Source organism: Streptomyces sp. NPDC043870, from assembly GCF_056435785.1.
The window spans coordinates 201697-215936 of the sequence record NZ_JBWKDT010000008.1 but is presented as its reverse complement, the minus strand read 5'-3'; the positions used below and the strand labels follow the sequence as shown (position 1 = coordinate 215936).

Genomic DNA, 14240 nt, shown 5'->3' with positions numbered 1-14240 from the left:
GGCCGGCGAAGGGGTCAGGGGGCGTCCGCAGTCAGCGCCTGGAGCGGGCGGCCGGCTCGCCGCGGCGGACCGAGCCGGGGGCGCGCGCCGCGGGGTGGTCGGCGTGAGCGGAGGAGCTCAGCTGCCAGGGGACGCTGGTCACCATGACTCCCGCTGTGAAGAGCAGCCGGCTCTTCAGCCACAGTGCCGACTGGTTGTGCAGCAGGTTCTCCCACCAGCGGCCGACCACGTACTCCGGGATGAAGACGGCGATGACGTCCCGCGGGCTCTCACGCCTGACGGAGCGGACGTACAACAGAACGGAGGTGGTGATCTCCCGGTACGGGGAGTCGAGGACCTTGAGAGGCACCTCGATTCCGTACTCCTCCCACTGCCGCTGCAGCGCCGCCGCCGCGTCGCGGTCGACGGCGACGGTGAGGGCCTCCAGCCGGTCCGGACGCATCGCACGCGCATAGGCGAGGGCCCGCAGCGTGGGCTTGTGCACGGTGGAGACCAGGACGATCCCCAGGACCCGTGAGGGCGGCGCCAGTTCGCTGCGCGGGTCGGTGACCGCCAGTTCGGCCGTGGTGGCGTCGTAATGACGGCGGATGCCCCGCATCATCACCCACAGCACGACGGCGGCGAGCACCGCCAGCCAGGCGCCCTGGGTGAACTTGGTGAGCAGCACGACGACGAGGACCAGACAGGTGGTGACCGCGCCGGTCGCGTTGAGGATCCGGGAGGTGGCGTGGCGTCGGCGCAGGGCGGGGTTCCGCTCCGTGCGCAGCTCGCGGTTCCAGTGCCGGACCATGCCGGTCTGGCAGAGCGTGAACGAGGTGAACACGCCGAGGATGTACAGATGGATCAGGCTGGTCACGTTCGCCTTGTAGGCCCACAGCAGCAGTCCGGCCACGACCGCGAGCGCCAGGATGCCGTTGGAGAAGGCGAGGCGGTCACCGCGGTTGTGCAGCTGGCGGGGGAGGTAGCGGTGCTGGGCGAGGACGGAGGCGAGCAGCGGGAAGCCGTTGAACGCGGTGTTCGCGGCGAGGATCAGGACGAGCGCGGTGGCGGCCTGGACGAAGTAGAAGCCGAAGCTGTTCTCTCCGCCGAAGACCGAGGCGGCCAGCTGCGCGATGACGGTGCGCTGCGTGTAGTTCTCGCAGTCGGCGAGCCCCGTCAGGTTGCAGGAGTCCGTGGTGATGTGCACCTTCGCGACGGTGGCGAGCGTCGTGACACCGACGAACATGACGACGGCGATGATGCCCATCCAGGCCATGGTGGTGGCCGCGTTCTGCGACTTGGGCTTGCGGAAGGCCGGCACGCCGTTGGAGATCGCCTCGACGCCGGTCAGCGCCGTACAGCCGCTGGAGAACGCGCGCAGGACCAGCATCACCAGGGCAAGACCGGCCAGGTTCGCGTCCGCGGGGACCGGTTCGATGCCGTACTCGGCGGTCGCGGCGACCGGTGCGTCGCCGAGCAGATAGCGGATGAGCCCCGTCCCGCACATGATCAGCACGCCGCCGACGAACAGATAGGTCGGCGCGGCGAAGGCCCGGCCGGACTCGCGTACCCCGCGGAGGTTCATCGCGGTCAGCAGAGCGACGAAGGCGAGCGCCATCAGCACCCGGTACTCGGCCAGCTGCGGAATCGCCGAGATGATGTTGTCGACGCCGGAGGCCACCGACACCGCCACGGTCATCACGTAGTCGACCAGCAGCGCAGCGGCGACCACGAGACCGGCGGACGGGCCCAGATTGCTGGTGGCGACCTCGTAGGAACCGCCGCCGCTCGGATACGCGTGCACCACCTGGCGGTACGAGAGCACGACGACGGTCATCAGTGCCACGACCGCGGCCGCGATCCACGGGGTGAAGTGCAGATAGGCGAGCCCGCCGAGGGTGAGCACCAGCAGGATCTCCTGCGTCGCGTACGCCACCGACGACAGCGGGTCGGAGGCGAAGATCGGCAGGGCGAACCGCTTGGGCAGCAGTGTCCCGCCCAGCTCCTCGCTGCGCAGCGCGCGGCCGATGACCAGCCGTTTCAGGACCGCCGTCACGTTGGACACGGCGCGAGCGTACGTGGCGGGTTCCGCACCGCCTCGTCTCGCCGCGCCGGTCACCGGCACGACCCCACGGGCGACGGACCGCCGTGTGGGCCTCTTCAGGCGCGCGGGTCAGCCCGCTGACTCCCCGGCGTGCGGGCTCAGGACGTCCGTGCCGACCAGGATGAACAGGAGGATGCCGAGCAGGATCCGGTAGATGACGAAGGGCATGAAGCTCTTGGTCGTGATGAACTTCATGAACCACGCGATGACCGCGTAGCCGACACCGAACGCGATGATCGTCGCGAAGATGGTCGGGCCCCACGACACATGCCCGCCGTCACCCGCGTCCTTCAGCTCGAAGAGCCCGGAGGCGAGCACGGCCGGAATGGCCAGCAGGAACGAGTAGCGGGCCGCCGCCTCGCGGGTGTAGCCCATCAGCAGACCACCGCTGATCGTGGCGCCCGAGCGCGAGACACCCGGGATCAGGGCCATCGCCTGGCAGACGCCGTAGATCAGACCGTCCTTGACGGTGAGCTCTTCCAGGGACTTCCGCTGCTTGATGGCGCGGTGCTTGCCGCCGGTCTCGTCGCGGGCAGCGAGGCGGTCGGCGATACCGAGGACGATGCCCATCACGATGAGCGTGGTAGCGATCAGCCGGAGATCACGGAACGGACCCTCGATCTGGTCCTTGAGCGTGACGCCGAGCACGCCGATCGGGATCGAGCCGACGATCACCAGCCAGCCCATCTGCGCGTCGTGGTTCCTGCGCATCGACTTGTCCGTGAGCGAACGGAACCAGGCCGAGACGATCCGCGCGATGTCCTTGCGGAAGTAGATCAGCACGGCCGTCTCGGTGCCGATCTGGGTGATCGCGGTGAAGGCCGCACCCGGGTCGTGCCAGCCGGCGAACGACGCCGTGAGACGCAGATGCGCGCTGGACGAGATGGGCAGGAACTCCGTCAGCCCCTGGACGAGCCCGAGGATGAATGATTCGAACCACGACATGAAAGCTAAGCCATCCAAGTGCTGGTCAGGTCTGAATGTGCGATGCGGGCCGCGATCATGCGTCCGTCCGTGGCAGCGTAGCGGCACCGGGTTCACGGCCCACGGGCGGGCTGGCACCTGCGAATCCCGCAAGGTCATCGCCGTGCGCGGTCGGTTGCCTCCTCGGCGGGTCCGCCGGGTCCGGGCCGGTCCCGTCCGGCCCGGAACCGGCCGGTCAGGCTCCGGGCCCGGGCGGCGGAGGGCTGCCGATCAGGCCCTGGCGGGCCGCCTGGAGCCCGGCCTGGAAGCGGGTGCGGGCGCCGAGAAGGTCCATGATTCTGCGCATCCGGCGCTCGACGGTGCGCTGTGCGACGCCGAGGCGGCGTGCGATGGCGTGGTCGGTCAGGCCGGACGCGGACAGGGCGAGGAGCTGCTCGTCATCGGTGGACAGGGTCCGGTCCTCGGCCGGCCGGCTGCGGGCGGGCCACAGCGGCACCGCCCGGTGCCACAGCATCTCGAAGAAGACCACCAGGGCGTCGAGCAGCGCGGAGGCCTGCAGCACCATCACCTCGCGCTCGGTCGGCAGGACGAACGGCACGAGCGCGAGCCGCCGGTCGGCGATCACGAGCTTGAGCGGGACCTCGTCCAGGACCCTGCTGTCCTCGCCGAGCAGCGCCAGCTCCCGGCAGAGGCCCAGTTGTCCGGGCGAATCGAGGGAGCGTTGGTCGTAGATGGTGCGATAGCGCACGCCGCGGCGCATGAGCTGGCGCTGTACGGAGGTCTGCTCCTCGGCGGGCCGGGCGACATAGGGCGGCCGGTCGAGTATGAGCACCTCGTCCCTGGTGGACTGCTGGGTCTGGAAGAAGCGCTGCGCGATCGCGTCCCGTCCGCTGAGGACCTGGACGGCCGGGCCGCCCTCGACGCGGCGCACCGTACGGAACTCCTCGGTGAGCGAGGCCGCCGCGAGCCGGGCGCGCTCGATCTCCTCCTGCCGCTGCAGGGCCAGCACTTCGGTCACGACGTCCGGTGGCGCGGGGGCGAAGCGGACGGGGCGGCTGGGCACGCGCGTCAGCATGCCCCGCTTCTCCAGCGAGCGCGTCCGGCGCCGGACGCGCGCTGCGTCCCAGCCGGTCGCCGCGGCGAGCTCGGCGACGGTCGCGTCGGGCCGGGCGAGCAGCACCCGGTAGAGGCGCTCGTCGTCCGCGGGCACTCCCAGCGCGGCCAGCCGGTGTTCTGAGCGGCCTCCTGAGGGCTCCGCCGCGTCGGGTTGCCGCCCGGTGACCATGCTCCGCCTTTCCCGCAACTGCCCGTCGGGATGCCGGCATCGACGGTAGGGCGACCGTCGCGACAGGTCCAGAAGTCCGGCGGTCCGGCCTGCCTTGCGGCGCCGTACGGGTGGATCGCCGTGCCGCACGATCCGTAGGCTCCGCGCGTGCCGCACCCTTCCGCAGGTTCCGCGCGTGCCGCACTCCGCACTGCGGACGCCCCGAGGTGTGTCCTGCGGAAGCCCCTGCCGTGGGACACGCGATCACCACGTTCCGCGGCGGGGATCTCAGTCGTCCGCCGGGCCCGTCACCGTCCAGCCCGGCGCGTGCACGTGCGGGGTCAGGGTGTCCGCGGCCGCCTCCCCGCCGCAGGACGCACAGACGACCACCGGGGTGAGCTTCTCGCCGCACGCGTGCTCCAGCACCGTCGGTGGGCGGTCCGACAGATGCCGGTCACCCCAGGCCATCAGCGTCAGCAGGACGGGCTGCAGTTCTCGTCCGGCGTCCGTCGGGTGGTACTCGAAGCGCTGCGGGCGGTCGCTGTACGGGACCTTTTCCAGTATCCCGGCTTCGACCAGCCGGCGCAGCCGGGCGGTGAGGATGTCGCGCGGCGCGCCGGTGTTGCGGGCGATCCGGTCGAAGCGGCGGACTCCGAGGAAGACCTCGCGCAGGACGAGCAGGGCGTACTTCTCGCCGACAAGGGCGAGCGCGTCGGCGATGGAACAGGGGCGGGCGGCCTTCATGGAGCCAGCTTAGAAGGTAGTGAGTTGGAAAACCCAACCCAGTGGGCTACTGTCGAGTAGCCAGAGAGTCCAGTTTTCCAACTCACCCTGATGTAGTGATCGAGGAGGCGCGCTCCATGCGTGACGCCGTCATCGTCGAAGCAGTCCGTACACCGATCGGGAAGGGCAAGCCGAACGGCGCCCTGGCCCACGTCCACCCGGTGGAGCTGCTCTCCCACACACTCCGCGCCCTCGTCGAGCGCAGCGGAATCGATCCCGCGCTGGTCGACGACGTCGTGGGCGGCACCGTCGACCAGGTCGGTGAGCAGGCCATGAACACCACGCGGTACGCCTGGCTGGGCGCCGGATTCCCCGAGTCCGTGCCCGCCACCACCGTCGACCGGCAGTGCGGCTCCTCGCAGCAGGCCGTGCACTTCGCCGCGCAGGGCGTCATGGCGGGCGCGTACGACGCCGTCATCGCCTGCGGAGTCGAGTCCATGAGCCGCGTGCCGATGTGGTCCAACGTGCCGCCGGGCACCGACCCCTTCGGACCGGGGGTCGCCGAGCGCTACCCGGAGGGGCTAGTCCCGCAGGGGATCAGCGCGGAGCTCATCGCGGCGAAGTGGTCCATCGGGCGCGAGGCGATGGACGCGTTCGCGGTGGCCTCGCATCAGCGGGCCGCCCGGGCCTGGGCGGACGGGCTGTTCGACGCCGAGGTGGCGCCGATCGGCGGTCTGGAACGTGACGAGAGCGTACGGCCGGGGACGACCGCGGAGGTCCTGGCGGGGCTGCGCCCCTCGTTCGAGGACCCTGTCTTCGCCGAGCGCTTCCCGCAGATCGAGTGGTCGGTCACCGCCGGAAACAGCAGCCCGGTCAACGACGGGGCGTCGGCCGTCCTGATCACCTCCGGCGAGACCGCCGAGCGGCTCGGCCTGCGCCCGCTGGCCCGGCTGCACAGTTTCGCCGTCACCGGATCCGACCCGCTGCTCATGCTGACGGGAGTGCTGCCGGCCACCGAGAAGGTGCTCAAGCGGGCGGGCCTCGGCCTCGACGACATCGACCTCTTCGAGGTCAACGAGGCCTTCGCGAGCGTGGTCCTCGCCTGGCTTCAGGAGACGGGAGCCGACCGGGCGAAGGTCAATGTCCACGGTGGCGCCCTCGCCATCGGCCACCCCCTCGGCGCGAGCGGCACCCGCCTGATGACCACGCTGGTCCACGCGATGCGGGCACGCGGCGCGCGCTACGCCCTCCAGACGATGTGTGAGGCAGGCGGTCTCGCGAACGCCACGATCCTGGAGGCGCTGTAGCCACACGCGCCCTGCGCCCCGGCCTGGGGCGTGGCGGTCGGGCCGGCCCGGGTCGCCTGCGGCGGTGAGGTCGTAGCCGTACCCGGCGGCGGCGATCATGACCGGGTGAGCGGGCCGGCCCTCAGGATGTCCCCGGACACGAAGAGCTCCCCGGTCAGCTGTGTGACACGGGGTGCCAGGTGTCGAGGCGGCTGTGCGGGCGTCGCGGGACGCAGTCAGGGCACCAACGCCGCATGGTCACGAGGCCTTTCCGCCCCTCTTGCCGTTCAGGACGTCCGCGACGACGCGGAGGTCGGTGACCAGCCCGCGGTACACCGACTCGCGGTCGTCCGCTCGCAGGACGGCGGAGGGGTGGATCGTCGCCACCAGGCCCTGGATGCCCTCGTCGGCCTCACCTCCCTCACCGTCCTCACCACTCTCGCCGAGCCCCGGCCACGGCAGCAGGGCGCCCCGCTGCTCGGTCACCCGGAACGACGACCCCAGCAGCGCCTTCCCCGCCGTGGAGCCGAGCGCCACGACCAGCTCAGGGGATACGAGCCGCAGTTCGGCCACGAGCCACGGCCGGCACGCCGTCATCTCCCGCAGGCTGGGCGCCTTGTGAATGCGCCGCTTGCGCCCTTCGGGGATCGTGAACTTGAAGTGCTTGACCACGTTGGTGACGTACGTCTGCTGCGGGTCGATGCCCGCCTCCCCGAGCGCGCGCATCAGGACCTTCCCCGCCGGGCCGACGAACGGCCTGCCCTGCCGGTCCTCCTGGTCGCCCGGCTGCTCCCCGAGGAGCAGTACGCGCGCCGAGGCCTCGCCCTCGCCGAACACCGTCTGCGTCGCATCCTCGAACAGCGGGCAGCCGCGGCAGTCGGCAGCCGCCTTCCGGAGCCCGGCCAGGCCCGCGCGTCGCCCCGGCAGGAACGGAGTGGCGTCGTACCCCTGCCCCTCTTGCTCGTCAGACGTTCTGCCCATCTGTCGACGCTTCCCTTCGCGACGGCAGAGCTTCGGCAACATCCGTTGTCCGTCGCGACTGCGCCACATCAGTGAAGGTACCGCGCCCCGGGGCGTGCCGCGCGCCGCACCAGCAGTGCCCGGACCCGCCGCACGGTAGACGTGGCTGACGCATTCCGGGGAGGTCTGATGTGGCGCTCATGGACCGCGGCGGCAGGGGAGTTCCTGATCTGGTGGGCGCTGTGCGTCCTGCTGTACGTGATCCTCATCAGTACGGTGTCGGCGCCGGAACTCGCCGTCGGGTCCGTCATCGCCGCGCTCGCCGTCGTGGCCGCCCGGAGGGTTCGCACGGCCTCCGGCGCCGAGCTCGGCGGCAGCGCCCGCGTCGTGCAGGCCCTCCTGCGGTGGCCCGGTTCGATGCTGTCCGACACCGGACGGCTCGCCCTGGCCACCGTGCGTGTTCTGCGCGGCGCACGCGTCCATGGCCGCTTCCACACCGTGGTGCTCGCCCAGGACACAGGTCCCGCCTGGGCGAGCGCGCTGCTGTCCGCCACACCGGGCGTCTACGTCGTCGAGAGCACGGGCTCCCGGGACGAAGGTCCGGTCCTCCTCGTCCATACCCTCCCCGGAGGCCCGACCGCCCTGGAGAGCGCGCTGACGAGAGGCGGGCGCCAGTGACGGTCGCATGGCTGACGGCCGCGGCCCTGCTGCTGCCGCTGGGGCTGGCGCCGTGCCTGTGGGTGAGCGGACGGGGCGCCCCGCACGAGCGGCTCGCCGGACTGGCACTGGCCACCACCACGGTCACCGTTCTCCTGCTGCTTATCGCGCAGGGGTTCGGGCGGACCGGCTACCTGGACATGGCGCTCGTCCTCGCCGTGCTCGGCCCTGTCGGCACGCTGGTCTTCGCCCGCTTCCTCGGCGACAGCGGCGGGAACGGTCCGGGCGGCGGGAGCGGCCCGAACGGTGCAAGCGGCGGGAGAGGGATGAGCTGAGATGGCCGTGTCCTCCGCCGTACTCGTGCTGCTGACCGCCGGGGTCGCGATGCTGCTGCTGTCGGCCCTGGCCCTGGTCGTACTGCCTCGCCCTCATGCCCGGCTGCATGCCCTCACGCCCGCGTCCCTGCTCGGCGGGCCGCTGATCGTCCTCGCGGCGGCCGTGGACACCGGGCCGGGTCGGAACGCGGTGAAGCTGCTGGCCATCGGTGTGCTGATCGCCGGTGGCGGAACGGTGACGACGATGGCGATCGGCCGGGCCGCCGCCTCCCACGAGGGCCGCACCCGGGAGGACACACCGCAGTGACCGGAATGGAACAGAGCCTGAGCGATTGGCTGATCGCCTCGGCCGTCGTCCTCGTCACCGTGACCGCGACCATGACCGTGCTCACCCGGGACCCGGTCCGGCAGGCAGTACTCCTCGGCGTGCTGGGCCTCCATCTGGCCCTGCTGTTCGCGCTGTTGCAGGCGCCGGACGTGGCGCTGTCGCAGCTCGCCGTGGGGACGGTCGTCACTCCGCTGCTCTTCCTGCTGACGGTACGCAAGATCCGGCGGTCGCCCAGCGGCGGCGGTGGCAAGGACCGCAAGCGGTGAGCCGTACCGTACGCATCCGGATGTTCTGGGCCGCGGCGGTCCTCCTCGCGGCCGGCTGGGTGCTCGCCTGCCTGGATCTCCCCGGCTTCGGCGGCGCCGAGCACCCCTACGGAGACCGTGCGGTGGCCGCGGCCCTGCGGCAGCGCACCGCCAACGCCGTCGCCTCCGTCACGTTCGACCAGCGCGCCTTCGACACCCTCGGCGAGGAGTACATTCTGCTCGCCGCCGTCCTCGGCGCGATCGTCCTGCTGCGGCGCGCCCGCGACGAGCAGCCCGCACGGCCGCGGCCCGGCGATGTGCAGCCCGCCGTCCGACTGGCCGGCACGGTCCTGCTCCCGGCCACCCTGCTGACCGGTGGCTACGTCGTCGCCCACGGTCAGGTGTCGCCCGGCGGCGGCTTCCAGGGTGGCGTCGTCCTCGCGACCGGACTGCACATCGCCTACATCGCCGCCGACTACCGCGTGCTCCAGCGCGTGCGCCCACTGGCGGTCCTGGACGTGGCGGACGCGGCCGCCGCGGGTGCCTTCGCCGCGCTCGGCCTGGCCGGACTGCTCGCAGGAGCCGCGTACTTCGAGAACGTCCTGCCGCTCGGCACCTTCGGATCGATCGCCTCCGGCGGTCTCGTCCCCTACGTCAACGCGGCGATCGGTGTCGAAGTGGGCTCCGGGATCGTCGTCCTGCTGGCTGCCTTCATCGACCAGGCTGCCGAGATCAGGACACCGGAGGACGCCGGATGAGCGTGCTGTCCTATCTGGCCGCCGGCTGGATCCTGCTCGCTGGGCTGTACGGCCTCGTCACCAGCCGGGACGCGGTCCACGCCATCGGGTGCCTGTCGGTCGCGCAGTCGTCGACGTACGTCCTGCTGCTCACCGTCGGCTACCGGCGCGGCGCGACCGCTCCCTACTTCTCCGACACGAGCACCCGCGCCCCCGTCGTCGACCCGGTTGCCCAGGCCCTCGCACTTACCGATGTCGTCGTCGGTGCGACCGTCACCGCCCTGCTGCTGGGGCTCGCCATCCAGATCCGCAAACGACACGACACGGTGGATCCGGACGCGCTCACCGGTCTCAGGGGCTGACCGGTTTCGTGCGAACCGAGAGTCTGCTGCCCCTCGCCGTCGTGATTCCGCTGCTGGGCGCCGTCGTGCTGGCCGTGAGCGGCAGGTGGCTGCCGAGGATCGCCACGGACGCGCTGGCCGCCGCGGCGGCCGCCGCCGTGGTCGCCGACCTCGCCTGGCTGTGGGGACGTACGGGCGACGGCACGGTGGTCTCCTGGGTGGGTGGCTGGGCCCCGGACGGCGGGGAGAGCGTCGGCATCGTCCTCGCCGCCGACCGGATCGGTGTCGGGCTGGCGCTGCTCGCCGCCGCGCTGGTCCTCGCGGCCGTCTCGTACGCCTGGCGGTACTTCGACGAGCCGCCTGCCGAGCACGCGGGTACGTTCCCCGCGCTGATCCTCCTCTTCGACGCGGGCATGTGCGGATTCGCGCTCACCGGTGACCTGTTCAACGCCTTCGTCTTCTTCGAGCTGATGGGCGTGGTCGCGTACGCGCTCACCGGCTTTCGGATCGAGGACCCCCGCCCGCTCCAGGGCGCTCTCACCTTCGGCATCGTCAACTCCGTCGCCGCCTACTGCACCCTGCTCGGCACCGGACTCCTGTACGCGCACACCGGAGAGCTCAGCCTCGCCTTCATCGGGCGCGAACTCGCCGGGCGCGGCAGCGATCCGCTGCTCGTCGTCGCGTTCGTCCTCGTCCTGACCGGGCTGCTCGTCAAGGCGGCGGTGGTCCCCTTCCACTTCTGGCTCCCGGACGCCCACGCCGTGGCGCCGACACCCGTGTGCATGCTGCTGTCCGGAGTCATGGTCGAACTCGGCGTGTACGGGGTGGGGCGGCTCTACTGGACGGTGTTCTCCGGCCCGGGCGGCATCCCGCACCACGTCTTCCGCGACACGTTCGTCGCTCTCGGTGTCGCCACCGCCCTCGTCGGCTCGGTGATGTGCTGGCAGCAGCGCCACCTCAAGCGGATGCTCGCCTTCTCGACCGTGGGTCATGTCGGCCTCTTCCTGGTCGGAGTCGCCCTGCTGACGCCGGAGGCGACGGCCGGCGCGGCAATGTACGTGGCCGGGCACGCCGGCGCGAAGGCAGCCCTCTTCGCGCTGACCGGGCTGCTGCTGGACCGGCACGGCTCGGTCGACGAACACGGACTGCGGGGCCGGGCCCGTGATCTGCCCCTCTGCGGTGCGCTCTTCGCGGTGGGCGGCCTCGCGCTGGCCGGGCTGCCGCCGTTCGGAACGGGGCTGGGCAAGGCCGTCGAGGAACACGCGGCAGCCGAGTGGGCGGGATGGATGCCCGCGCTGTTCGTGCTGGTGTCGGCCGTCACCGGAGGGGCGGTGCTGCGGGCAGCCGCCCGGGTGTTCCTGGGCGCGGGGACCCGGCCCGAGCAGCACCACGGCCCCGAGACCACCGGCAGCGGCGAGGAACCGGAGGTACGGGACCCGAAGCGGCGGATCCCCGTTCCGATGGTCGTCGTCCCCTTGCTGCTGTTGGGCGCATGCCTGGCCGTGGGGCTGCTGCCCTCCCTGGGCGAGTCGCTCGCACGCGCCGCGGCGGAGTTCACCAGCCGCGCGGACTACGCCGCCGCCGTGGGCGGACTGCCTCCGGGACCGGTCACGCAGGCGGCGCCGCCCGTCGGCTGGACCCTCGAAGGCGTGGTGCTCGGACTGGTCTCCACCGGGCTCGCGGCCGGGGTCGCGGCCGCCGCCCTGTGGGGGCCGGCGCTGACGTGGCCCGCCGCGCACCTCACTCGCGCCGGGCTCGGCCGCACCGCCCGCGTGGTGATCGTGCCGCTGCGCAGGCTGCACTCGGGCCACATCGGCGACTACACGAGCTGGCTGGCGGTGGGCATCGCACTGCTCATGGTGCTGGTGGCGGTACGTACGTAGCCGGGTCGCGCAATGTCACCAGGTCGGCATGCCGACGCAACGGCGTGACCGAGGTCCTGGTGCGTCCCCCCGACCGGAGTTTCCGCGGCCCGGCGAGCAGCTCGGCACTGTGCGGAGAGGACGTGCCGCCGGATCCGAAGCGTCGGCCGGCGCTTTCCTCGACGGCACGCCGCAGCGCCCGCGTCCTGGCCGTGCAGGGAGGTCGCAGTATGTTCGACGACGTGCGGGCCTTCGCCGAGGCCACGGCCTCGGACGCCGTGGCTCCGTCGTCCGCTCGGGCCCGTGACGGCGCGCCGCTGGACCGTCGCCGATGCTGCCGGGCAAAGGCCGATGCGGACCGTGGGAAGGGATGCGGACCGATGGGAAGAGGTGTACGGGCGGGGGAGGGTGGTGCGCCCGGCAAGGTGTCGGCTCGACGCGTTGCGCCCCAGTCGGCAACAGTGGCCGCATACACCGTGAGCAGTAGTGAATCGTAAGGAAAGCGAACGGCGGGCGCGGTCCGACCGGAGGACGCGACTGACGGTCCTTGTCGCGCTCGCCGCGAACCTCGTCATCGCCGTCGCCAAGACCGTCGGCGGATTCCTGGCGTCGTCGCCCGCGCTGCTGTCGGAGGCGGCGCACTCCGTCGCGGACAGCTTCAACGAGATCTTCCTGCTCGCGTCTCTGCGCCGCAGCCGCCGCCCGGCCGACCGCCGCCATCCCTTCGGCTACGGCAAGGAGCGCTGGTTCTGGTCGCTGCTCGCGGCCGTCGGCATCTTCGTGATGGGCGGCTGTTTCTCGTTCTATCAGGCGTCCGAGGCGCTGCGCGGCGACGGGGAGGTGTCCCCGTCGCGTTACGCCGCCGGGCTCGCCGTACTGGGCGTCGCTCTGCTCGCCGAGGGCACGTCGCTGGTACGCGCGCTGTACCAGTTCCGCAGACAGGGCGAAGAGACCAGCGATCCGGCACTGCGCACGGTCATCGCGGAGGACGGCACAGCCGTGGTCGGGGTGCTGGTCGCGATGACGGGGATGGGGCTCCATCTGGCCACCGGAGAGGCGGCGTGGGAGGCGGCCGCATCCCTGGCGATCGGTCTGCTGCTGGTGTACGTCGCGTACCGGCTCGGCCGGGAGTCGCGCGACCGGCTCATCGGTGTCGCGGTCGATCCCGCCATGCGCAAAGCCATCCACACCATGCTGGAAGGACAACCGGAGGTCGACAATGTGGCGTCGCTGCTGACGATGCGTCTGGGGCTCGACTCGGCCCTGGTGGTGGCACGGATCGATCTGGTGCCGGGGTTGGACAGCGAGGAGGTCGAGCTGGTGTCCGAGCGGATCAAGCAGGCTGTCGAGGAGCGCTGGCCGGAAGCCGACCAGGTCTTCCTCGACATCACGGAGGCGCCGCCGCGTGCCGGGCGGTAGGCCCTGTCCGGGCGATCTTCGATGGGTCCCCCCCGGCCGGAGGCTGGGGGAGAAGCTCTGGGGGAGCGTCGCGGCCCCGACAAGATCGCCCGGACAGGGCCTGGCAGGCCGTGTCCGGTCCATCGGGCCGAGATGACATCAGCGGCTGCCGCCGCCCGCGAAGCGGCTGAAGTCACAGCGGTGCGTGCAGCTGCCGGGCGGGGGCGGGGGTGGGGGTCCCTCGCCGGAGGCCGTACCGGGGGCGGGCGGCTCGCTCCCGGTCACGGGAAGGGCGGGGAGGGAAGGGGCGGGGAATGAGCCCGCCGCAGGCGCCCAGGACCGGTCGGACGCGCCCTCTGCGTCACATCCCGCGCAGGCGGTGCCGTTTGCGCCAGGCCACCACCGCGCCGGCCAGGGCCGACAGAACGATGAAGCCCATCGAGAAGAGGAAGACGGGCGACGTCGGGGAAGCCGCGCTGCTGCCGGCCACGACGTACGCCGCGGTGTTCGGGATCGAGCCGATCCCCGTCGCCAGCAGGAAGGGCAGATAGCCCATCCGGGACACTGCGGCGCAGTAGTTCGCGGCGGCGAAAGGGATGCCGGGAAAGAGCCGCAGAGCCAGCATGGAGCGGAAGCCGTGGCGGCTCAGCTGGCCGTCGGCGGCCGTCAGCCAGCGGCCGCGCACCAGCGGCCGTAGCGCGTCCTGGCCGAGGACGCGGCCCAGGGTGAAGGAGATGCCGGCGCCGAGCACCGTGCCGGCGACGGCGGCCGCCAGGCCCGCCTGGGAGCCGAAGAGGGCGCCCGCCGCCAGATTCAGCAGGGGCCTGGGCACGAAAGCCGCGGTGCACAGGCCGTACGCAAGCCCGAAGAGCACGACCGCGGCGCCCCCGCTCAGCTGCGGCGGCCAGCCCGTCGCGAGCAGCCGCTGGGGCTCGTACAGCACGACCGCGGACGCCGCCGACGCCAGCACCAGCACGAGCAGCGCCAGCCGCGACCGGGGCGACAGAAGGGCCCGGCTGCGGCGGAGCACGAGGCCTTCGGACGGCCCGGGGACGGGGTCGAGCATCAGGGGAGACTAACCGACGGGCGCGTGTGAT

The 14240-nt window shown here is 71.9% G+C and carries 15 protein-coding genes; 9 read left to right on the top strand and 6 right to left on the bottom strand.

Features of this window, described 5'->3' with window-relative positions; genetic code table 11:
- Positions 1-31: 31 nt before the first annotated feature.
- The 4 genes from AC0699_RS13795 to AC0699_RS13780 all read right to left on the bottom strand — a co-directional run bounded on the left by AC0699_RS13795 (position 32) and on the right by AC0699_RS13780 (position 5015).
- Positions 32-2044 (bottom strand): APC family permease, encoded by a 2013-nt coding sequence (locus tag AC0699_RS13795; RefSeq protein ID WP_478659488.1) that lies wholly within the window; start codon positions 2042-2044, stop codon positions 32-34.
- Between the two features lie 108 nt (positions 2045-2152).
- Positions 2153-3028 (bottom strand): undecaprenyl-diphosphate phosphatase, encoded by an 876-nt coding sequence (locus tag AC0699_RS13790; RefSeq protein WP_453664517.1) that lies wholly within the window; start codon positions 3026-3028, stop codon positions 2153-2155.
- A gap of 214 nt (positions 3029-3242) precedes the next feature.
- Complete coding sequence (locus AC0699_RS13785; RefSeq protein ID WP_478659486.1) at positions 3243-4292, bottom strand: helix-turn-helix transcriptional regulator; 1050 nt, start codon at positions 4290-4292, stop codon at positions 3243-3245.
- 267 nt (positions 4293-4559) lie between these two features.
- Positions 4560-5015, bottom strand: coding sequence for a winged helix-turn-helix transcriptional regulator (locus AC0699_RS13780; protein ID WP_478659484.1), 456 nt, complete (start codon positions 5013-5015; stop codon positions 4560-4562).
- Between the two features lie 116 nt (positions 5016-5131).
- Between AC0699_RS13780 and AC0699_RS13775 the strand changes: the two genes are divergently transcribed.
- The gene (locus AC0699_RS13775) at positions 5132-6301 is read left to right on the top strand and encodes a thiolase family protein (protein ID WP_478659482.1); all 1170 of its coding nucleotides are present in this window, start codon (positions 5132-5134) and stop codon (positions 6299-6301) included.
- Between the two features lie 237 nt (positions 6302-6538).
- Here AC0699_RS13775 and AC0699_RS13770 read toward each other — a convergent pair whose 3' ends face one another.
- On the bottom strand, positions 6539-7261 hold the full coding sequence (locus AC0699_RS13770) for a UdgX family uracil-DNA binding protein (protein WP_478659480.1): 723 nt from the start codon (positions 7259-7261) through the stop codon (positions 6539-6541).
- Between the two features lie 168 nt (positions 7262-7429).
- Here AC0699_RS13770 and AC0699_RS13765 point away from each other — a divergent pair, with 168 nt between their 5' ends.
- From AC0699_RS13765 to AC0699_RS13730, 8 genes are all read left to right on the top strand, one after another.
- Positions 7430-7918, top strand: a complete 489-nt coding sequence (locus AC0699_RS13765) for a hypothetical protein (RefSeq protein ID WP_478659478.1) — start codon at positions 7430-7432, stop codon at positions 7916-7918.
- Positions 7915-8232: an MrpF/PhaF family protein gene (locus tag AC0699_RS13760; RefSeq protein ID WP_478659476.1), complete on the top strand. Its 318-nt coding sequence runs from the start codon at positions 7915-7917 to the stop codon at positions 8230-8232. The genes AC0699_RS13765 and AC0699_RS13760 overlap by 4 nt, the downstream gene beginning before the upstream one ends.
- Position 8233: 1 nt before the next feature.
- Entirely contained in the window at positions 8234-8539 is a 306-nt protein-coding gene (locus AC0699_RS13755; RefSeq protein WP_478659474.1) for a monovalent cation/H(+) antiporter subunit G, read from the top strand.
- Positions 8540-8544: 5 nt separating this feature from the next.
- Complete coding sequence (locus AC0699_RS13750; RefSeq protein ID WP_478659568.1) at positions 8545-8826, top strand: Na(+)/H(+) antiporter subunit B; 282 nt, start codon at positions 8545-8547, stop codon at positions 8824-8826.
- Positions 8823-9563: an MnhB domain-containing protein gene (locus AC0699_RS13745; RefSeq protein ID WP_478659472.1), complete on the top strand. Its 741-nt coding sequence runs from the start codon at positions 8823-8825 to the stop codon at positions 9561-9563. Before AC0699_RS13750 ends, AC0699_RS13745 begins: the two co-directional genes overlap by 4 nt.
- Positions 9560-9904, top strand: a complete 345-nt coding sequence (locus AC0699_RS13740) for a sodium:proton antiporter (RefSeq protein WP_478659470.1) — start codon at positions 9560-9562, stop codon at positions 9902-9904. Before AC0699_RS13745 ends, AC0699_RS13740 begins: the two co-directional genes overlap by 4 nt.
- Positions 9905-9912: 8 nt before the next feature.
- The gene (locus tag AC0699_RS13735) at positions 9913-11766 is read left to right on the top strand and encodes a complex I subunit 5 family protein (protein WP_478659468.1); all 1854 of its coding nucleotides are present in this window, start codon (positions 9913-9915) and stop codon (positions 11764-11766) included.
- Positions 11767-12231: 465 nt separating this feature from the next.
- Positions 12232-13164, top strand: coding sequence for a cation diffusion facilitator family transporter (locus AC0699_RS13730; RefSeq protein WP_478659466.1), 933 nt, complete (start codon positions 12232-12234; stop codon positions 13162-13164).
- 340 nt (positions 13165-13504) lie between these two features.
- Here the strand turns inward: AC0699_RS13730 and AC0699_RS13725 are convergent, their stop codons facing one another.
- Positions 13505-14209: a TVP38/TMEM64 family protein gene (locus tag AC0699_RS13725; protein ID WP_478659464.1), complete on the bottom strand. Its 705-nt coding sequence runs from the start codon at positions 14207-14209 to the stop codon at positions 13505-13507.
- Between the last annotated feature and the right edge of the window lie 31 nt (positions 14210-14240).